At 71.3% G+C, this 18,877-nt stretch carries 18 protein-coding genes; 6 read left to right on the top strand and 12 right to left on the bottom strand.

The window, feature by feature from the left end; genetic code table 11:
* Positions 1-29 precede the first annotated feature (29 nt).
* Positions 30-1,154: a D-alanyl-D-alanine carboxypeptidase family protein gene (locus FHU36_RS35155; RefSeq protein WP_185088369.1), complete on the top strand. Its 1,125-nt coding sequence runs from the start codon at positions 30-32 to the stop codon at positions 1,152-1,154.
* Here the strand turns inward: FHU36_RS35155 and FHU36_RS35150 are convergent.
* A complete protein-coding gene (locus FHU36_RS35150; protein ID WP_185088368.1) occupies positions 1,128-2,123 on the bottom strand; it encodes a YihY/virulence factor BrkB family protein in 996 nt (331 codons plus the stop codon). The two genes, FHU36_RS35155 and FHU36_RS35150, sit on opposite strands and share 27 nt — an antisense overlap.
* Positions 2,124-2,289: 166 nt before the next feature.
* Entirely contained in the window at positions 2,290-3,600 is a 1,311-nt protein-coding gene (locus tag FHU36_RS35145; RefSeq protein WP_185088367.1) for an amidohydrolase family protein, read from the bottom strand.
* 60 nt (positions 3,601-3,660) lie between these two features.
* On the opposite strand from FHU36_RS35145, the gene FHU36_RS35140 reads away from it, so the two are divergent.
* On the top strand, positions 3,661-4,167 hold the full coding sequence (locus FHU36_RS35140) for a MarR family winged helix-turn-helix transcriptional regulator (RefSeq protein ID WP_185088366.1): 507 nt from the start codon (positions 3,661-3,663) through the stop codon (positions 4,165-4,167).
* 27 nt (positions 4,168-4,194) lie between these two features.
* Here FHU36_RS35140 and trpS read toward each other — a convergent pair whose 3' ends face one another.
* Positions 4,195-5,199 carry a tryptophan--tRNA ligase gene (gene trpS / locus FHU36_RS35135; protein ID WP_185088365.1) on the bottom strand — a complete coding sequence of 335 codons (1,005 nt, stop codon included), beginning with the start codon at positions 5,197-5,199 and terminating at the stop codon, positions 4,195-4,197.
* Positions 5,200-5,213: 14 nt separating this feature from the next.
* Positions 5,214-6,527: a hemolysin family protein gene (locus FHU36_RS35130; RefSeq protein WP_185088364.1), complete on the bottom strand. Its 1,314-nt coding sequence runs from the start codon at positions 6,525-6,527 to the stop codon at positions 5,214-5,216.
* An 84-nt stretch (positions 6,528-6,611) separates the two neighbouring features.
* Between FHU36_RS35130 and galE the strand changes: the two genes are divergently transcribed.
* Positions 6,612-7,559, top strand: a complete 948-nt coding sequence (galE, locus tag FHU36_RS35125) for a UDP-glucose 4-epimerase GalE (RefSeq protein WP_185088363.1) — start codon at positions 6,612-6,614, stop codon at positions 7,557-7,559.
* Positions 7,560-7,755: 196 nt separating this feature from the next.
* Here the strand turns inward: galE and FHU36_RS35120 are convergent, their stop codons facing one another.
* The 3 genes from FHU36_RS35120 to FHU36_RS35110 form a co-directional block, all read right to left on the bottom strand.
* Positions 7,756-8,730 carry a malate dehydrogenase gene (locus tag FHU36_RS35120; RefSeq protein WP_185088362.1) on the bottom strand — a complete coding sequence of 325 codons (975 nt, stop codon included), beginning with the start codon at positions 8,728-8,730 and terminating at the stop codon, positions 7,756-7,758.
* 54 nt (positions 8,731-8,784) lie between these two features.
* A complete protein-coding gene (locus FHU36_RS35115; protein ID WP_185088361.1) occupies positions 8,785-11,091 on the bottom strand; it encodes a bifunctional serine/threonine-protein kinase/glutamate ABC transporter substrate-binding protein in 2,307 nt (768 codons plus the stop codon).
* Positions 11,092-11,222: 131 nt separating this feature from the next.
* Positions 11,223-11,768 carry a hypothetical protein gene (locus FHU36_RS35110; protein WP_185088360.1) on the bottom strand — a complete coding sequence of 182 codons (546 nt, stop codon included), beginning with the start codon at positions 11,766-11,768 and terminating at the stop codon, positions 11,223-11,225.
* Positions 11,769-11,831: 63 nt separating this feature from the next.
* Here FHU36_RS35110 and FHU36_RS35105 point away from each other — a divergent pair, with 63 nt between their 5' ends.
* A complete protein-coding gene (locus tag FHU36_RS35105; RefSeq protein ID WP_185088359.1) occupies positions 11,832-13,550 on the top strand; it encodes a hypothetical protein in 1,719 nt (572 codons plus the stop codon).
* Positions 13,547-14,539 carry a hypothetical protein gene (locus FHU36_RS35100; RefSeq protein WP_185088358.1) on the top strand — a complete coding sequence of 331 codons (993 nt, stop codon included), beginning with the start codon at positions 13,547-13,549 and terminating at the stop codon, positions 14,537-14,539. Before FHU36_RS35105 ends, FHU36_RS35100 begins: the two co-directional genes overlap by 4 nt.
* Positions 14,540-14,543: 4 nt before the next feature.
* Here the strand turns inward: FHU36_RS35100 and FHU36_RS35095 are convergent, their stop codons facing one another.
* Positions 14,544-15,581: a polysaccharide deacetylase family protein gene (locus tag FHU36_RS35095; protein ID WP_185088357.1), complete on the bottom strand. Its 1,038-nt coding sequence runs from the start codon at positions 15,579-15,581 to the stop codon at positions 14,544-14,546.
* A gap of 187 nt (positions 15,582-15,768) precedes the next feature.
* Positions 15,769-15,945, bottom strand: coding sequence for a hypothetical protein (locus FHU36_RS35090; RefSeq protein ID WP_185088356.1), 177 nt, complete (start codon positions 15,943-15,945; stop codon positions 15,769-15,771).
* A 109-nt stretch (positions 15,946-16,054) separates the two neighbouring features.
* Here FHU36_RS35090 and FHU36_RS35085 point away from each other — a divergent pair, with 109 nt between their 5' ends.
* The gene (locus FHU36_RS35085) at positions 16,055-16,528 is read left to right on the top strand and encodes a MarR family winged helix-turn-helix transcriptional regulator (protein ID WP_185088355.1); all 474 of its coding nucleotides are present in this window, start codon (positions 16,055-16,057) and stop codon (positions 16,526-16,528) included.
* Between the two features lie 129 nt (positions 16,529-16,657).
* On the opposite strand, the gene FHU36_RS35080 is transcribed toward FHU36_RS35085, so the two are convergent.
* The 3 genes from FHU36_RS35080 to FHU36_RS35070 form a co-directional block, all read right to left on the bottom strand.
* Complete coding sequence (locus tag FHU36_RS35080) at positions 16,658-17,131, bottom strand: nuclear transport factor 2 family protein (protein ID WP_185088354.1); 474 nt, start codon at positions 17,129-17,131, stop codon at positions 16,658-16,660.
* Positions 17,132-17,368: 237 nt separating this feature from the next.
* Positions 17,369-18,127, bottom strand: a complete 759-nt coding sequence (locus tag FHU36_RS35075; RefSeq protein ID WP_185088353.1) for a glucose 1-dehydrogenase — start codon at positions 18,125-18,127, stop codon at positions 17,369-17,371.
* A 152-nt stretch (positions 18,128-18,279) separates the two neighbouring features.
* A complete protein-coding gene (locus FHU36_RS35070) occupies positions 18,280-18,798 on the bottom strand; it encodes an SRPBCC family protein (RefSeq protein WP_185088352.1) in 519 nt (172 codons plus the stop codon).
* Positions 18,799-18,877 lie beyond the last annotated feature (79 nt).

Raw genomic sequence — 18,877 nt, 5'->3', positions numbered from 1 at the left:
GAAGAACTCGAAGCTACGCTGAGATCGCCATGTGGAAAAGACTCCTGCCGGTGACGGCACTCCTCACGGCGGTCGCACTCACCGGGACCGCACACGCCTCGCCGACTCCGCCGGTGGGAGGCGAGCAGCTCGGCAGCCGCGGCCTGGTACGCCCCGACGGTGTCAAGGCGCCACCGAAGTCGAAGGCGACCTCGTTCGTCATCGCCGACGCCGAGACGGGCGAGGTGCTCGCGGCCAAGGACGCCCACGGCCGATACCGTCCGGCCAGCACGCTCAAGATGCTGACCGCGGTCACGCTCATCCCGCTGCTCGACAAGGACCTCGCGGTCAAGCCGAGCAGCAACGCCGTCAACCAGGAAGGCAGCGCCGTCGGCCTGACGACCAAACCGATCTACAAGGTCGACGACCTGATGAAGGCGCTGATGATGTCGTCCGGCAACGACGCCGCCATGGCGCTGGCCGAGGCCAACGGCGGCCTGGCCAAGACGCTGCAGGACATGAACACCGCGGCCCGGCGGCTGCAGGCCAACGACACCGTGGCCAAGACGCCGAGCGGGCTCGACAAGCCGGGGCAGAGCAGCTCGGCCTACGACCTGGCGCTGATCGCGCGGGCCGGGCTGGCCGACCCCTCGTTCCGCCGCTACGTCGGCACGAAGGTCGCCAAGTTCCCGGCGCCGAAGAAGTACTACGAGATCAGCAACCACAACAAACTGCTGTGGCGCTACGACGGCATGATCGGCGTCAAGAACGGCTGGACCACCAAGGCGCGGGCCAGCTTCGTCGGAGCGGCCTCCCGCGGCGGCCACACGATCATCGTGGCCATCATGCGGCACGAGGGCTACTTCTGGGAGGAGGTGGCCCAGCTCCTCGACTGGGGGTTCGCCGCCCGGGGCAAGGTCACGCCCGTGGGCCGGCTGGTCGATCCGCTCCCGGCCGAGGCGCCGGTGCAGCAGCAGGTCACGGCCACGCCGTCGCCCTCGGCCGGCGTCGCGGCCCCGGCGCCGCTGCTTGAGGCGGCCGCGGCCAAGCAGACCGACACCAGCCGCACGGTGGGCATCGTCGTGATCGGCCTGGGGCTGCTGTTCGGGCTGGTCTGGCTCGGCTACGGGCTGCGCCGCCGGCGCGGCTCACGCCCCCGTGCCCTCGGGGAGTGACCGGGCGGCCGGCGCGCCCTCGGCGGGCTCCGCGGGCTCGGCGGCCACGCCGTTGGAGGGGATGGGCGAGGGCGAGGGCGGCGGGGAGTACCCCGCCGTCGCCGTCCACGAGGCCACGTACATGACGAGCCGGGCCGAGAGGTTGATCCACAGCAGCAGCCCGACGATCACCGCGAACGTGCCGTAGAGCGGGTTGCTGAGCGTCGCCCCCAGCAGCAGGCCGGCGAGCTGCTTGAGCGCCCCGAACCCGACCGCCCCGAGCAGCGCCCCCTTGGCGATGACCCGGAACGGCTGCGTCGGCCGCGCCACCCAGCCCAGCACGATCACGAAGAGCAGCCAGTCGGCCGCCAGGCTCGCCCCGAGGCCGGCGAGGAACAGCAGGGCCACGTTCACCGGCGTGTCGCCCAGCCCGAGGAACCTCGCCACCACGGCCGTGGCCTGCGTGGCGAACCCCGTCACGACCACCGAGGCGAGCATCGCCGCCCCGAGCATGACGAGCGAGGCCAGATCGCGCAGCTTGCCGCGGACGAAGTCGAGCGGCGGCGCCGTGGTCATCGACATCTCGCGCAGCGCCCCGCGCAGCGCGTCGACGGCGCCCAGCCCGGCGTAGAGCAGGCCGAGCAGACCGATGATCCCGGCGGTCGCCTTGGCCGTGGCGATGGCGTTGATGTCGAGCCGGTCCGCGACGCCCGGCACCTGCTCGGCGACGGCCTTGTTCAGCGCCTCCGTCGCGCTCTGGTCGTTGCTCAGCACGTAGCCGAGCAGGGCGTAGGCCAGCGCGATGAGCGGGAAGAACGACAGGAAGGCGAAGTAGGTCACCGCGCCCGCCAGCCGGTCACCCGACTGGAGCTGGTAGCGCTGGACGGTCCGGATCCAGTGGTCGACCGAGGGACGCCGGACCCGCCAGTACTCGACCCGCCGACGGCCCCACGCCTTCGCCGCCTCGATCCGCTTGCTCAGGCCGGCCATCTCGTTCGCCCCACTCCTCCAGGCACGGGGCCACCGGTCCCTGCCGCTCACCTCTCCGGTGAGAGTCACTGCCCAGCCTCGCCCTGGTCAAGCACCCGCTCCGGCGGACGCCGCGCACACCCCGCAGATGGGCAGGCAGATCTTTCAGTCTGCCGACACGCTCCTCTCAGATCTGCCGACGACGGGAGCCTGCCGCGGTGGCCGTTCTGGCGGTGACCTCGCGGGCGGAGGCGGCGAGCGCGGCCAGGACGTCCGGCAGGTCGTCGCGCAGCAGCCGGCCGTCGCGCTTGACCACCCGGCCGGCGACGAGGACGGTGTCCACGGCGCTGGTGTCGGCGTTGAGCACGACGGCCCCGATCGGGTCGTGCGCGGCGGCCATGCCGAGCGTGTCGGCCCGCAGCAGCACGAGGTCGGCCTGCTTGCCGGGGCGCAGCGACCCGGTCACGTCGGCGAGCCCGGCCACCCGTGCCCCGTCGATGGTGGCCAGCCGCAGCGCGTCGCGCGTGGTGAAGCCGAGTCCCGCGCCGCCGGGCCGCCCGCGCTCCAGCGTGAACGCGGCCCGCATCTGGCTGAACATGTCGCCCGGCGCGCACGTCACCGTGTCGGCGCTGAGCGAGGTGGGAGCGCCGGCGGCGAGCGCCCGGCCGGTGACCGGGTAGCCGATGCCGAGTGTCATCTCGTCGATCGGCGAGACGGACACGCCGCCGCCGCTGTCGGCGATGAGCTTGAGCTGGTCGTCGTCGTAGTGGTTGGCGTGCACGAACGTGGTGGGCGTGGCCAGCAGGCCGTTGTCCCGCAGGAACGCGAGCCCCGCGGTGGCCCCCTCAGGGCCGTACCCCCCGAGGTGGGCGGTGACCGGCAGGCCCAGCTCGCGCGCCAGGCGCCATTCGGCCAGCGCGTGGTCCGGACCGACGATCTCCGGCCCCAGCGCGGCGACCACCATGCCGACCAGGCCGGGCCCGCCGAGGTGGCCTTCGAGGACGGCTCGCCCGTGCCGCAGCAGGTCCTCCGGCGCGCCCGCGTGACAGTAGCCGAAGCGGGCCCTGATGCCGGAGTCGCGCAGGGCTCGCACCCCGGCGTCGGTGTGGGCGCGGGTGAACTGCGCGTTCGCCCAGTCGACCAGCGTGGTGACGCCTGAGTCGAGGCACTCCAGGGCCCCGGCGAGCGTGCCCGCGTACACCTCCTCCGGCCCGTGGGCGGGAGCCAGCTCGCCGAGCACCCGCTGGAGGTAGCCGGCCATGGTCATGTCGGGGTCGATCGCCCGGATGCCGGCCTGCCAGGTGTGCCGGTGGGTGTCGACGAACCCGGGCAGCACGATCCGCCCTGAGGCGTCGATCACCTCGGCGTCCGGCGCGGCCCGCAGACCGGGGCCGACCTCGGCGATCCTGCCGTCTTCGACGCGCACGTCGACCGTCCCGAGCACCACGGGCTGCGGCTCGGTGTCGACGACGACGCCGTTCCTGATCACGATGTTCATGCGAAAAGCTTAAGGAATAGCTTTCTGAAAAGCAATATGGACGCGCGTATCCTCGATGCCATGACACACGACGAGGTGGACGCACTGGCGACGGGCTGGCGGGCGGCCGGGATGCCGGCGACGCTGGTCGCCGCGTTGGAGCTCAGCAAGCGGGCGTCACGCCTCACCGTGCTCTTCGAGGCCGCGGTCAAGGCGGAGCTGGCCGAACTGGGCCTCACCTACGCGGAGTTCGAGGTGCTCGCCGCCCTGGCCCGTACCCCGGCCCCGCACCGGCTGCGGCCGAGCGAGCTGTCGAAGTCGCTCTTCATCACCTCGGGCGGCACCAGCAACGTGCTGCAGCGGCTGACGACCGCCGGGCACGTCGAGCGCACCGACAACCCGGGCGACGCCCGCAGCCGGTGGGTGCAGCTCACCCCCGACGGCCTGCGGCTGGCCCGCACCGCGCTGGAGCTGGCGAGCAGGGCCCAGCAGGACGTGCTCGCCGGCGTGCCGGACGAGGCCGTCCGGCACGCCGCGGACGCCCTGCGCGACGTCCTGGCGATCATCGGCCGCCGCCGGGTGCGCTGAGCTCCGCGGACGCCCCGGCCGGCGAGGTCAGAGTGCGGGCAGGAAGCCGACCCTGTCGCGCACCTCGGCCATGGTGCGCTCGGCCACCTCGCCCGCGCGCTCGGCGCCGATGGCCAGCAGGCGGTCGAGCTCGGCCTCGTCGGCCAGCAGCTTCTCGGTGCGCTCGCGGATCGGGCTGAAGGTCTCGACCACCGCCTCGGCGACGTCCTTCTTGAACGTGCCGTAGCCCTGGCCGGCGTAACGGGCGACCAGGTCGGGAATGGGCGTGCCGGTCAGGGCCGACTGGATGCGCAGCAGGTTGGAGATGCCGGGCTTGTTCTCCTCGTCGAAGAGCACCTCGCTGCCCGTGTCGGTGACCGCCCGCATGACCTTCTTGCGCAGCGGGCCGGGCTGCTCCAGCACGTCGAGGATGCCGGCCGGGCTGGAGGACGACTTGGACATCTTGGCCGATGGATCCTGGAGGTCGGTGATCTTCTCGACTTCCTTGAGGATGTGCGGCTCGGGCAGCGTGAAGGTGTCGCCGAAGCGGTGGTTGAAGCGCTGCGCGAGATCGCGGGTCAGCTCCAGGTGCTGCTTCTGGTCGGCGCCGACCGGGACGCGGCTGGCCTGGTAGAGCAGGATGTCGGCGGCCTGCAGGATGGGGTAGGTGAACAGGCCCACGCTGGCCGCGCTCTCCCCGAACTTGGCCGACTTGTCCTTGAACTGGGTCATCCTGGCCGCCTCGCCCATGCCGGTGAGGCAGATCAGCACCCAGGCCAGCTCGGTGTGCTGCCGGACCTGCGACTGCACGAAGACGGTCGAGCGCTCGGGGTCGAGCCCCGCCGCGAAGAGCTGCGCGGCCGCCACGCGGGTGCGCCGGCGCAGGTCGCCCGGGTCGGTCGGCACGGTGATCGCGTGCAGATCGACCACGCAGTAGAAGGCGTCGTGGGTCTCCTGCAACGGCACCCACTGACGGACCGCACCCAGGTAGTTGCCCAGGTGGAAGGAGTCCGCGGTGGGCTGGATGCCGGAGAGAACACGAGGTCTGGCCATAGCAGGTAATTGTGTCAGGAATCCTGGTCGGGCGGCGACTCGACGGCAGGCCGGCGTTTCACCCGCACCCGGGCGATCCGGCGGCCGTCGAGCTCGGTGACGGTCAGCTCGAAGCCGCTCACCTCCACCACCTCACCCCTGCTCGCGACGTGGCCGAGCATCGCCATCACGAACCCGCCCACCGTCTCGTACGGCCCGCTGGGCAGCCTGATGCCGGTCTCGGCGGCGAAGTCGTTGAGGTTGGTCAGCCCGTCGACCTCGATCTCGCCGGCGGGCAGCACGACGGTGTCGTCCTCGACGTCGTACTCGTCCCTGATGTCGCCGATCAGCTCCTCGACCAGGTCCTCCAGGGTGACGATGCCCGCCGTGCCGCCGTACTCGTCGACCACGATGGCCAGGTGGTGCTGCTCGTCGCGCATCTCCGACAGCGTCGTGAGCACCCGTTTGGAGGCGGGCACGAACTTGACCGGCCGGATGGGCACCAACGTGCTGATGGGCTCGACGCGGCCGGTCAGCACCGGGTCGAGCAGGTCCCTGACGTGCACGAACCCGATGACCTCGTCGTACGACTCGCGGTAGACGGGGAAGCGGGAGTGCGGCATGGCCGCCGCGAGCACCGCCGCCTCGGCCAGCGGGGTGTCGGCCTCCATGAACTCCACCTCGGTGCGCGGCAGCATGACCTCGCGCAGTTGCCGCTTGCCCGCGGCGAACACCTCCGCGATGAGGTTGCGCTCGTCGGCCGTCAGATCGGTGTGGCCGACGACCATGTCGCGGAGTTCCTCGGTGGTCACCTCCTCGGTGTCGGCATGCGGGTTGCCGCCGAGCAGCCGGACGACGCCGTCGGTGGACTTGGACAGCGCCCAGATGATCGGCCGCGACAGGGCGGCGATGCGGTCGAGGAACGGCGCCACGAACAGCGACAGCCCTTCGGCCCGTTGCCTGGCCAGCCGCTTGGGCGCCAGCTCTCCGAGCACCAGCGACACGTAGGAGATGGCCAGCGTCACCAGCACCAGCGCGAGCACGGGGGCGACACCGGCGGGCACCCCCCAGCCCTCGATGACGGGCGTCAACTGCATGCCCAGCCGGTCGGCGCCGAACGCGGCCGACAGCATGGTGGCGACCGTCACCCCGATCTGCACGGCCGACAGGAACCGGTTGGGGTCACGGGCGAGCTTGGCGACGCGCTCCCCGCGCCGTCCGTGCTGGGCGAGCTTGCGGACCTGGCTCTCGCGCAGGCTCACCATCGCCATCTCGGCCGCCGCGAAGTAGCCGCCCACCAGAATGAAGACGAGGACGAGCGCGATGTCGGCGGCGACGTTGTCATACATGGTGGTTGGCAGCGTACTCAACGGCCTTTCACCTATGCTGAACGGCAAGCCGACCAAATCGAACATATTCCAACAGGAGTGGACATGAAGCTACTGGTCACCGGAGGCGCCGGATACATCGGCAGCGTCGTCGCGGCCCAGCTCGTCGAGGCCGGGCACGAGGTGACCGTGCTCGACGACCTCTCGACCGGCCACGCCGACGCCGTACCGGAGGGCGCCCGGTTCGTCCAGGGCTCCATCACCGAGGCCGGAGAGGCGCTGCGGGGCGTCGAGGCGGTGCTGCACTTCGCGGCCAAGTCGCTGGTCGGCGAGTCCGTGCAGCAGCCGGGGCTCTACTGGTCGCACAACCTCGGCGGCACGCTGGCCCTGCTCGACGCCATGCACGAGGCGGGCGTGCGCCGGATCGTCTTCTCCTCCACCGCGGCCACGTACGGCGAGCCCGAGCGCTCCCCGATCGAGGAGGGCGACCCCACGCGCCCGACCAACCCCTACGGCGCCTCCAAGCTGGCCGTCGACACGGCCCTGACCGCCTACGCCGGGCTGCGCGGGCTGGGCGCGGTGAGCCTGCGCTACTTCAACGTGGCGGGCGCCTACGGCCGCTACCGCGAGCGGCACACCGTCGAGACGCACCTCATCCCCAACGTGCTCAAGGTCGCCACCGGCGAGCGGGAGTCGGTCAACGTGTTCGGCACCGACTACCCGACGCCCGACGGCACGTGCGTGCGCGACTACGTCCACGTCGCGGACCTGGCCCGCGCCCACCTGCTGGCGCTGGAGTCGGTCACCGAGGGCCGGCACGAGATCTACAACCTGGGCAACGGCACGGGCTTCTCGGTCCAGGAGGTGATCTCGGTCTGCCGCGAGGTCACCGGCCATGAGATCCCCGCCGTCGTGGGACCGCGCCGTCCGGGCGACCCGGCCGTGCTGGTCGCCTCGTCGCAGCGGATCCAGAGCGAGCTGGGCTGGAAGGCCGAGCGGGCGGAACTGCGCGACATCGTCGCGGACGCGTGGGCGGCGCTGTCCGGCTCCTGAGACCCGGCGTGCGCGGCTTCGCGCCTCCGGACACGGGCACTGCGGGCACACGAAGGCGCGCGCCCCGGACGGGACGCGCGCCTTCGCGGTGGAACACCGGTGCCGCGGAAAGCCCGTGGTGTGCGGGCCCGTGGTGTGCGGGCCCGTGGTGTGCGGGCCCGTGGTGTGCGGGCCCGTGCCGCGGGCGGCGGGGGGCTCAGATGAGGCCGAGCGACTTGACCGCGTCGCGCTCCTCCACCAGCTCCTGCACGCTGGCGTCGATGCGCTCGCGCGAGAAGGAGTCGATCTCCAGGCCCTGGATGATCTCGAACCGGCCGTCGACGGCGCGAACCGGGAACGACGAGATGAGCCCCTCGGGCACCCCGTAGGAGCCGTCGGAGACGATCGCGGCGGAGGTCCAGTCGGTGCCGTTGACCCAGTCGTGGACGTGGTCGATCGCGGCGTTGGCGGCCGAGGCGGCCGAGGAGGCGCCGCGCGCCTCGATGATCGCCGCACCGCGCTTGGCGACGGTCGGGATGAACGTGTCGCGCAGCCACTCGGCGTCGACCTGCTCGGCCGCCACCTTGCCGCCGACCTCGGCGTGGAACAGGTCGGGGTACTGCGTGGCGGAGTGGTTGCCCCAGATCGTCATGTGCTTGATCTCGGTGACCGGCACCTGGAGCTTGGCGGCGAGCTGGGACAGCGCGCGGTTGTGGTCGAGGCGGGTCATCGCGGTGAAGCGCTCGGCCGGCACGTCGGGCGCGTGCTGCTGGGCGATGAGCGCGTTGGTGTTGGCGGGGTTGCCGACCACCAGGACCCTGATGTCGTCGGCGGCGTGGTCGTTGATCGCCTTGCCCTGCGGGCCGAAGATGCCGCCGTTGGCGCCGAGCAGGTCGCCGCGCTCCATGCCGGCCTTGCGCGGCATCGCGCCCACGAGGAGGGCCACGTTGGCGCCGTCGAAGGCCACGTCGGGGTTGTCGGTGATCTCGATGCCGGACAGCAGCGGGAACGCGCAGTCGTCGAGCTCCATGGCGGTGCCCTCGGCTGCCTTCACCGCCTGCGGGATCTCCAGCAGGCTCAGCTTGACCGGGACGTTCGCGCCCAGCAGCTGGCCCGACGCGATGCGGAACAGCAGTGCGTAGCCGATCTGACCGGCGGCACCGGTGATGGTCACCTTGACGGGCGTGGCCATGGCCTTCCCCTAACTCGCAGGACGATTGATTGACGTTCGGATGCTACCCGTTCGTCATCGGCAGGCTTCCATCACGGGCCTCTTCAGCTCCATGTCGAATTCGACGTTCTTGAAATGGCTGGTCAGGAGCTCTTTCATGGCGCCCGTGCGGTAGAGGTCGGCGATCACGGCGTTGACCGCCTCGCACGTCCGCGCGTCGCCCCTGCGGATGCCGACGGCGTAACGCTCGTTGGTGAGCTTGGCGCCCAGCACCTTGAAGCGGAGGTTCTCGCGGCTGGCGAAGCCGGCGAGGATGAGGTCGTCGCCGGGCACCGCGTCGACGCCGCCGCTCCTGAGCAGGTCCATGCACTCGGCGTAGTTGCCCGCCGTGACGGGCTTGACCTTCACCCGGTCCTGGACCTTGCCGACCGAGGGGCTGTTGATCGCGCAGATCTTCTTGCCCACGAGGTCGTCGATCGTCTCGATGCCGCTGCCGCTGCGCACCAGGAGGTCCTGGTGCGCCAGGTAGTAGGGCCCGGCGAAGCTGACCTTGTTCTCGTCGGCCTCGTCGATGGAGTAGGTGGCGAACACCAGGTCCACCGTGCCGTCGGCGAGCAGGTCGGCCCGGTCGCCGCGGGAGGCCCGGACGAACTCCGTCTGCTTCGCGCCGAGCGCCGCTGCGACCTTCTTGGCCAGTTCGACGTCGAACCCCTCGAAGCCGCCGTCACGTTCCAGCCCGATGCCCGGAAGGTCGCCCTTCACGCCGATGACCAGCTTGCCGGTGGCGGCGGCCCTGTCCACCACGCTGGCCGGGTTGCCGGTCCCGCCGGTCGTGTCGCCGCCGGAGAGTCCCGGCTCCTCGCCGAACGCCAGCGGCGACCAGCCCCGTAACACGGCGACGACGGCGAGCGCGCACAGCAGCAGGACCGTGGTGGCCAGGGCGAGCCACCAGCCCCGCCGCCGGCTGCGCCGGGCGAGGCCCGGGGGCGGCGTGGCGGGCGCCGGGGGCCCGCCCGTGTGCGCCTCCGCCGGGGTCGCCGCTCCGGCCTGGGGCTGCGGTCCGGCCGGGTACGGGGCGAGCGGGCCGCCGGACTGCGCGGAGAGCTGCGTGGACGCCCCGGCGTACTGCGGGGACGTCCCGGACTGCGCGGGGAACGCCCCGGCGTGCGGCGGTCCCCCACCGCCCGGGTACGGCGCGGACGCCCCACCGGTGCGCGCGGACGCCTCACCGGCGGGCAAGGACGTCCCGCCCGTCTGTGCGGACGTCCCGCCCCTCTGCGCGGACGTCCCGTCCGTGCGTGCCGACGTCCCGTCCGTGCGTGCCGACGTCCCACCCGTGCGCGCGGACGTCCCGCCGGTCCGCGAGGGCGTCCCGTCGGCGTGTGCGGACGTCGCGTCGCTCCGCGAGGACGTCCCACCCGTGGGAGAGGACGTCCCGCCGAGCGACGCGGACGTCCCGCCCGTGCCGGTCTGGCGGTCGGCGAGCGACGGCGAGACGCGCAGGAACGGCGTGGTGTCGTCACCGGCAACCTCCGCGCCCCGGCTCAGCACCGCCGTGGACGCCCCGGTGGTCTCCGGCTGCCCGAGTAAGCGCAGCAGGATCTGGTCGGCCGACGGCCGTTCCTGCGGCGACTTGGCCAGCGCCGAGCGGACCACGCCGCGCAGCGGCTCGGGCATCGGGCTGACGTCGACCTCGTGGTTGAGGATCCGGTTGAGCACCACGGCGATCGAGTTGCCCTCGAAGGCGACCTTGCCCGTGGCCGCGAACGCGATCGTCGCCCCCCACGCGAACACGTCGGTGTAGGGCCCCACGTCCTCGCCGGCGATCTGCTCGGGCGCCATGTAGGCGGGCGTGCCGATCGCCCGGCTGGTGATGGTGCCGGACGAGTCGATGATCCGGGCGATGCCGAAGTCGACCACGCGCGGCCCGTCGGCGGCGATGAGCACGTTGTCGGGCTTGAAGTCGCGGTGCACGATCGAGGCGTGGTGGATGGCCGTCAGCGCCGTCGCGGTGCCGATGGCCAGCCGGTCGAGCACCGTGCCGCGCAGCGGCCCGTCGGTGTCGACGATCTCCCGCAGCGCCCGCCCCTCGATGTACTCGCTCGCGATGTACGGAGTGTCGCCGTCGAGGTCGGCCTCGATGACCCGGGCCGTGCAGAAGGACGCCACCCGCTTGGCCGCCTTCAGCTCCCTGGCGAAGCGCGACCTGGCGATGGTGTCGCCGCTGAACTTGACGTGCAGCAGCTTGATGGCGGCCTGCTCGCCCTGGTCGTCGACGCCCAGGTAGACGATGCCCTGGCCACCCTCTCCGATCCGTCCGGTAAGCCGGAACGACCCCAGCTCGCCGGGGTCGCCCGTGACCAGCGGCGAGATCTGCGGCATGTCGTCATGTCCCCACGTGTGCAAACGGCCCGACGAGGCAAACTTTACGACGTTCAGAAAGTTCTCAGGGAGGCGTTAACCGTTCGTGACGTGACTCTTCGGGTTCCGTGCCGTCCGACCGGGCCCGTGATTCACCGCGCGCAGGGCGAGTCGAGGTGGAAGCCGAGGTTCGGATCCGCGTACTCCGGGCGGCTGACCGTGGTGGCGCGACTCCCCCACCAGTGCTCGGAGTCGACGACGAGGTCCGGGGGCGCCGTGCGGGCGCTGTCGCAGTCGGTGACGTCGATACCGAGGACGAACGCCGCCCGCTCGCCCGGCGGGATCGTCACGGGCAGGGAGCCGCCGTCCGCGACGGTCACCGACGCGACCCTGACACCGGGCCCCCGCATCGCCACTCCGTTGATCGTGACGGGCAGCCACCCCTCGTTCTCGATCCACCGCTCCATCTCCACCAGGATGGCCCCCGGCCGGCCCAGCTCGTCCTCGAAGGTGCGGGTCCCGATGTCGCGCGGCGTCTCCACCAGGCGGGGCGCCACCGCTCCGCTGCCCCAGCCGAGCGCCGTGACGAGCGCCACCGAGGCGAGCGCCCACGCCGCCCGCAGCACGCGCCGCCGCTCGGCCCGGCCGCCCATGCCCGTCGTCGGTTCGAGCCGTGCCCACACCTCGTCGGCGATCATTGCCCCCCCCTGACTCAAGATTCCGAATTCTGCTACTTTCTCCGGCGTGACGGAAACCGAGTCTTGTTAGCTGTCGTATTTCTGGCCCTGTCGGCGCTGGCAGTTCCGGTCGCCTATTCATGGGCCACCGTGCCGCTGCCCCGATACCTCGCCGACTATTTCGCGCGGAAGCAGACGGTCGCCGTGACCGTTTTCAACGGCGACCGGATCATCCGCTATCTCCAGGTCAGCAGGCGGTTCCGCTGGATCGGCGGGGGCTTGGGAATGGCCCTGGCAGCGACCGTCATGGTGCACGAGGCCACCGTCTCCCCGTACTTTCCGATCACCGGCTGGTTTCTCGGCGGGGTGGCAGCGGAATTCACCTTCACCCGTTTCCGGCCGCGTATGGGCCGCCCGCACGGGATGCGACTCGCCTCGTCACTGCTCGTCGGCATCTGGAGGTTGTCCGCCGCGCTTTCCGCCGCCGTCGCCCTCAGCACGGTGGTGCGGTCGTTCCGGATGGACGTCGGCGTGGCCGAACGCGGGTGGGCCGTGCTCGCGCTCGGCGTCGTACTCGCCGTACACCTGCTCCTGCGGCACCTGAACGGCACGCCCGTGCCGCATGGACCGGCCGACCTGGTCGACGCGGAGCTGGCCATCCGCTCAAGGTCCGCGCGCACGCTCCTGGCCGGCGGCACCGCCGTCGCCCTGTGGACCGCGTCCCGCTGCGGCCTGCCCGAGCTGCCCGCCGGCCTCCGGGGCGGCCCTGAGTTCTTCACCACCGCCCTGCCGATCTTCGCGTGGCTCCTCGCGGCGATCTCACCCTGGCAGGTGACGGCGGCCGCGCGGCGGCGGTTCCCGGCCCCCTTGCCCGCAGTCCTCACGCTGCTGCTCTGTGCGGGCCTGCTGACCCGGTGGCAGAGCGCCGAATCGGCACCGGCCGCCGACGACAGGGCCCGGCTCGCCACCGAGCCGCTGGTTCGCTCCCTCTCCCGCCCGGTCGAGTCCGCCAAGCAACGCCCCGAAGCGGACGGGTGGGAGCTCCTCTTCGGCCCCCACGACGGCGTGGTGTTCACCGAGGCCGAGGTTCGGCTGCCCGGCAGGAGGCCGCAGGGCCGGCCGGCGCCCCTCGCGCTCAGCGGCGACGGCCACCACGTCGCCTACCTCGACCGGCGGTCGCGACGGGTGGTCGCGCTCGACCTGACCACCCTGCGCCCGGCCCACCTCACCGGGCCGCTCGCCGACGCGGCCGTGCCCGGGGTGGTGCTGTCCGCCGACGGGCGCCACGCCGTCCTCACCTCGGGCACCGGCTCCGAGCTGGTGGACATCCGTACGGGCCGGCGGGCCGTGCTGCGCGGCTTGCGGCGGGTCCTCGGCGTCGGCCCCGGCGGCGTCACCGTCGGCACCACGGGCGGCACCACGGGCGGCGAGGCGCTGCCCGGCTCCCCCGACACCGCGCTGCTCACGCTCGACGCACGGGGACGCGAGCTGACCCGGGTGCCGTTCGACCCCACCCTGAAGGCCCGGCTGTCGCCCGACGGGCACACGCTGGCCGTCGTCTCCCCGACGGAGGTGGTGACCATGGATCCCGGCACGGGCCGCGTCCGCGGGCGCGCGCCGCTGGGCATCCCCGACGTGGAGCGGGCCCCGGACGTCCTGGGCTGGTCCGTGGGCGGAGACCTGCTGGTGCGCATCGATCCCTGGGGCTTCGACGAGGCTCTCGACCATCTGGTGGACCCCGCCACCGGCAGGGCCCGCCCGGTGAAGGACCTCACCGGCTCCGTGTTCGGCAGGCTCTCGTGAGGTCGCCGTGGCCGTACGCGGCGGGAGTGCTGGCGCTGCTGGCCGCCGCCTGGGTCGTCGCGCCGCTGGCCGGCGACGGGCCCGAGATGATCGCCGGCCCGCCGCTGACGGCGGGTCCCGGGCCGCGCGAGCTGACGGGCCCGGCGCCGTCCCCCATCCGGTACGCCTACGAGCCGACCTGCCGGGACGACAGCCCCGGGTGCGAGCACTGGATCCTCGTCTCGGCGCGCGGCGAGCGGTGGTGGCTGCCCCACGGCCTCCGCGGTGACGTGTTCGTCCTGTCCTGGGGCGGCACCCGGGCGGTCCACTGGCACGACAAGCAGGCCCGGTACGTGGTCCGCGACCTGACCACCGGCATCACCCGGCCCCTGCCGTACGGACGCGGGAAGGACGCGCTCGATCCGGCCGGGTACCCTCGGCTGCTGTCGCCCGACGGGCGCCACCTGCTCCTGCAGCCGGGCCGGGGGAAACGGCACGGAGAGCTGAGCTCGTCAGAGCCCGGCGGCGGGATCATCGTCGACGTCGAGCGGGGCACCACCCGCCGCCTGCCCCGCGGTGAACGGGGCGTCGCCTGGACCCCCGCCGGGCTCGTCCTGGTGACCGAGAAGCCCGAGTCCGACTCTCCGGGGCACATCACCTCGGCCGCCTACGTGATCCGCTCCGCCACGGGCGGAGCCGTCCGCCGCTTCACGTCGCCCGGCAACCTCGCGCACCGCGGGCTGCCGTCGCCCGCGGCGGACGTGATCGCCTCACCGGCCGCCGAGGTCGCCCCGGACGGCGTCGACCACCTGGGCGTCGTCCTGACCGACACGCGCACGGGCCGGACCGTCCGGACGGTCGTCCCCCGGCTGCCCGCCGGCTGGTGGATCGACCGGATCCTGAGCTGGGCGGACGACGGCGCGCTCGCCGTCACGGTCCGGGGATCGCACCACGAGCGCGCTCTCCGCCTGCTCGACCTGGCCGACGGCACCGTCCGCCCCGTGGCCTGACCTGTCAGTACGGCAGCGCGTACGGCTTGTGCGTCGTGCTCAGGAACGGGTTCTTGAACTTGGGGAACGCCACCGTCGTCACGTCGCCGTCGGAGGTGTAGCGCATGTCCGGGTTGCTCTTCAGCCAGTCGAGCCAGGCCGTGGAGCAGAACTGGGCGCAGTCGCCCTTCTTGTCCATGGCCTTGATCCGGGGGATGCCCAGCGGGTCGAACGACCTGCTGAACGGCGACGACGCCGGGGTGTAGCCGGCCAGGAAGACGCCCTTGTGGTCGTAGGAGGCGGCGCCGAGCCTGCCGCGTGCGGCCCACTCCTTGGTGCTCGGCTGGTTGCCGTACGGCAGGGCGATGGTGACCGGCTTGATCCCGGCCAGCGCGCCGATCTCCTTGGCGATGGCCCCGATCTGCTCCTGGACGCCGCTCTTGGCCATGCCGCGCAGGTTGAGGTGGTCGCGTGTGTGGTTGCCGATGTCGAAGCCGTTGTCCTTGAGCCAGATCAGGACCTGCGCCTGCTCCTCCTTGACGGACTTGCCGAACATGTCGCGCGTCACGTAGAAGGTGGCCACCGGGCGGAAGCCGGGGTGCTTGGCGGCCGCCTCGCGCAGGATGGCGACCGCCGTGTCCGGCTTCGGCTGGCCGGTCTCGTCCAGCGTGAGCTGCGAGGGCGAGGAGTCGTCGAAGGTGATGACGACGGGGTGCTTGCCTGCCGGGATGTCCATCTTGCCGGTGACGAACTCGGCGGCGGTGACGGGTACGTACCCGTCGCGGGCCAGCCGGTCGAGGTCGGCCCGGAACTGCGCCGGACTGCGGTCGTCCGTGGTCGCCGGCTTCTCGGTGATCCGGTGGTACATGAGCACCGGCACCTGCCCCAGCTCGTTCGCCTTGACCTTCGCCGCGGCGGCGGCCCTGGCGGCCTTGCTCTGCTTCGCCGCCGCCGCGTCGGCCGTGGCCGGCGGCTTGGCCTGCGGCGCGGGCTCGGAGCCACAGCCGCTCACGATCGCGGCGATCGTGACCGTACCCACCCCAGTGATGACACGCAGTCGCATCCGAACCCCCCGAGACGCGCACGACTGTTACGCGTGGGTCATACCCAACTGATCGACACGGGATGTCCAAGGGAGGCCCTGAGCAGCGAAAAGGGTCTCAGGCCGCGATTTCGGTGAGGCGCCGGCACCCAGGCGAGCCCGGAGGTTCGGCAACACCGGCTCCGTGTGCTCGGGTGCCGCAGTGTGATCAGGCGAAGTGCATGACGATGGCAAGCCCAACGATGTGCATGAGCACCACCGCGGTGATCAGCGAGATGAACACGAACTTGGCCGGCCCATGCTCGAAGTGCTGCCCCTCCTTCAGGGGCGGCAACTTCGCCTGGCGCTCGGCGATACGTTCTTCCAGCGGCTTACGGTGAAACACTGGGACGTCCCTCCTGGGCCGGCTCGCGAATGATTTGCATACCATCTGTTTGCTGGCTATTAATTTGTACACAAAGCAATCTACCAGAGGCAACAGGAGGCGCCGGCAGATGGAGCCTGTGACAGAGACAACAGATCCCCTGGCACTGGAGCGGCAGGTCTGCTTCGCCCTCAGCATCGCCTCCCGCAGCGTGATCGGCCTGTACCGGCCGCTGCTGCAGCCCCTGGGACTGACCCACCCGCAATACCTGGCCATGCTCGCGCTCTGGCAGCACGAGCCTTTGTCGGTCAAGGAGTTGGGCGAGCTGCTCCAGCTCGACCCGGGCACCTTGTCCCCGCTGCTCAAGCGGCTGCAGGCCCTTGGCTACATCCATCGCGAACGCAACAGCAAGGACGAGCGGGCCCTGGCCGTGACCCTCACTCCCGCCGGCCGGCAGCTGAGGGCGGAAGCAGAGAAGATCCCGCCCGCCATCGTGGCCCGTCTCGGCATGGACCTCGACGAGTTGCATGACCTGCACCGGGCGCTGATGCGAGTGATCGCAGCAACACGTGGCACCAACGCCCCCGAGCCGCAGGACGCCTGACGGCGACGACGGGCTGACCTCGTCGAGCGATGTTCGCCAGACGACCTCCGCCGCAGGTGTGGCCGTTCGCCCGCGAGACCCGCCGTAGATCCGGCGACGGACCTGGATCTACGGCGCGGCGCCGGGTGGTCAGAGGTCGAGGTCGCTCAGGCCAGGGTGATCGTCGGGGCGGCGCCCGAGCGGCCAGTGGAACGTGCGCTCCGACTCCTGGATGGGGAGGTCGTTGATGCAGGCATAGCGGCGGCGCATCAGACCGTCGTCGTCGAACTCCCAGTTCTCGTTGCCGTAGGAACGGAACCAGTTGCCGGAGTCGTCCCGCCATTCGTAGGCGAAGCGCACGGCGATGCGGTTGCCGTCGAAGGCCCACAGCTCCTTGATGAGGCGGTACTCCAGCTCCCGGTCCCACTTGCGGGTGAGGAAGGCGACGATCTCGTCGCGGCCGGTGGCGAACTCCGCACGGTTCCTCCAGCGTGAGTCCACGGTGTAGGCCAGAGCGACCCTCTCCGGGTCGCGGGAGTTCCAGCCGTCTTCCGCCAGGCGGACCTTCTCGATGGCGGTCTCCCGGGTGAACGGCGGGAGCGGAGGGCGTGGCGCGTCTGTCATGTCATCTCCTTAGGTTTGTGTCACTTGCCACACAGCGGTTGCTTGCGTCGGCATCGGCCAGGCCACCGTGTCGCGGTCCTCAGGGCAGGTCGTCCACGTGGTCTCGGCCAGGTGGGCTCCGAAGACGGTGGCCGGCGCCATCGATCCAGAGCAGCGCTGGACCGGGTGAAGAACTTCGCCGAGCGATGTGGTCAGCACCCGCTCCGCGTGAACCGACCCGCTGCGGCAACGGACTTCCTACTGGGCCTTGTACCCGCCGTCGACGTTGAGGATGGTTCCGGTGACGAAGGACGCCGCCGGTGAGGCGAGCCAGGTGATGGCCGCGGCGATCTCCTCCGGGCGGCCCATACGGTTCACCGGCTGAAGTGCCGCGATGGTGGCCTCGTCCCAGGTGCCGGCCTCGATGGCGTTGCTGAGGATGTCGGTCTTGGTCGCGGCAGGGGCGACACCGTTGATGCGGATGTTGTCGGTGGCGTACTCCAGTGCGGCGGACTTGGTCAGACCGACCACGGCATGCTTGGTGGCAGAGTAGTTGGCCGCGTAGCGGATACCACCAAGGCCCGCGATCGAGGCCAGGTTGATGATGGCCCCGCCGGGGTTGTCCTGGCTCAGCATCTGCCGGATCTGATACTTCATGCCCCAGAAGACACCGAGCACGTTCGTGGTGAGCATCTGCTGGAACGTGCTGGTGGATTCGTCGGCCAGACGACCGGTGTCCAGGGAGATACCGGCGTTGTTGACCGCGACATCGAGTCGGCCGAAACGCTCGACGGTGGCGGCGACCAGAGCGACGACAGAATCCTCCGAGTTGACGTCCGCGGCGATGAAGGTGGCTTCGCCGCCGTTGTCGCGGATTTCACGGACGACGGCTTCACCGGCCTCGGTACGGCGGCCAGAGACGACGACGGCGTGGCCGGCGCGGGCGAGGGCAAGGCTGGTCTCCTTGCCGATACCGGTGGTGGCTCCGGTGACCAGGGCGGTGGCGGGGGTGCTCATGACGGTGGATCCTTTCGTGTCCGGGCATCCTGTGATCGGATCGGTCAGTCCTTGGCGAGGAAGGCGAGCAAACCGACGGTGATGAAGGGCATGTCGCTTTCTCCGATCCAGGTCCGAGGACGTTCGTTGTCGCTCGCTCGTGTGCGGGCTGCCTAGGACGGCTCCGTTCCGGAGTCCTGCCCTGCCACGTGCTTCAACCGGCTGAGCAGTTCCCGATGGCCGTCACGGGTCCGTTCCGCGGCGCGCCCGTCTCGATTCGTGATCGCGGTGGCGCCTTTCGCCATCTCTTCGGCGATCACCCGTGTCCCCGAGGGTGTCGGGAGGAGCAGCCATGCCTGATACATGCTCAGGTCAGTGGTGGTGCCCGCCCAGCCGAACCGGGAAGGCGGCACGCATTCACCGACCATCGCGTCCAGCCGCAGCCCGCGAAACTCGATCTGGAACATGGCGCCCGGACCGATCCGGCCCGACGTCCGCACTCGCCGCACCTGCGGGTTCCACGACGGCCACCCATCCACGTCGACCAGATATCCGAACACCCGCTCGGGGGGCGAGTCGATCGACGCTTCGTCGTGCTGGAAAGCGTCCGCATCCGACGGCGTGAGCCCGGCCGGCCAATGGATGTCCGTGTGAGCCGGGGGCTCGCCGGGCCCCGCGCGGTCGCTTCGCATCCGGTTCTCCGTCCAGTTCCTGCGTGCACATCAACTCTGCGCGCGGCGGACGGGAGAGAGACCGGTCAAACGACTTAGC

Origin of the sequence: Nonomuraea muscovyensis, assembly GCF_014207745.1 — a bacterium.
Taxonomy (GTDB): domain Bacteria; phylum Actinomycetota; class Actinomycetes; order Streptosporangiales; family Streptosporangiaceae; genus Nonomuraea; species Nonomuraea muscovyensis.
The sequence above is the reverse complement of the archived record's forward strand: the minus strand, read 5'-3'. Positions and strand labels throughout refer to the sequence as shown.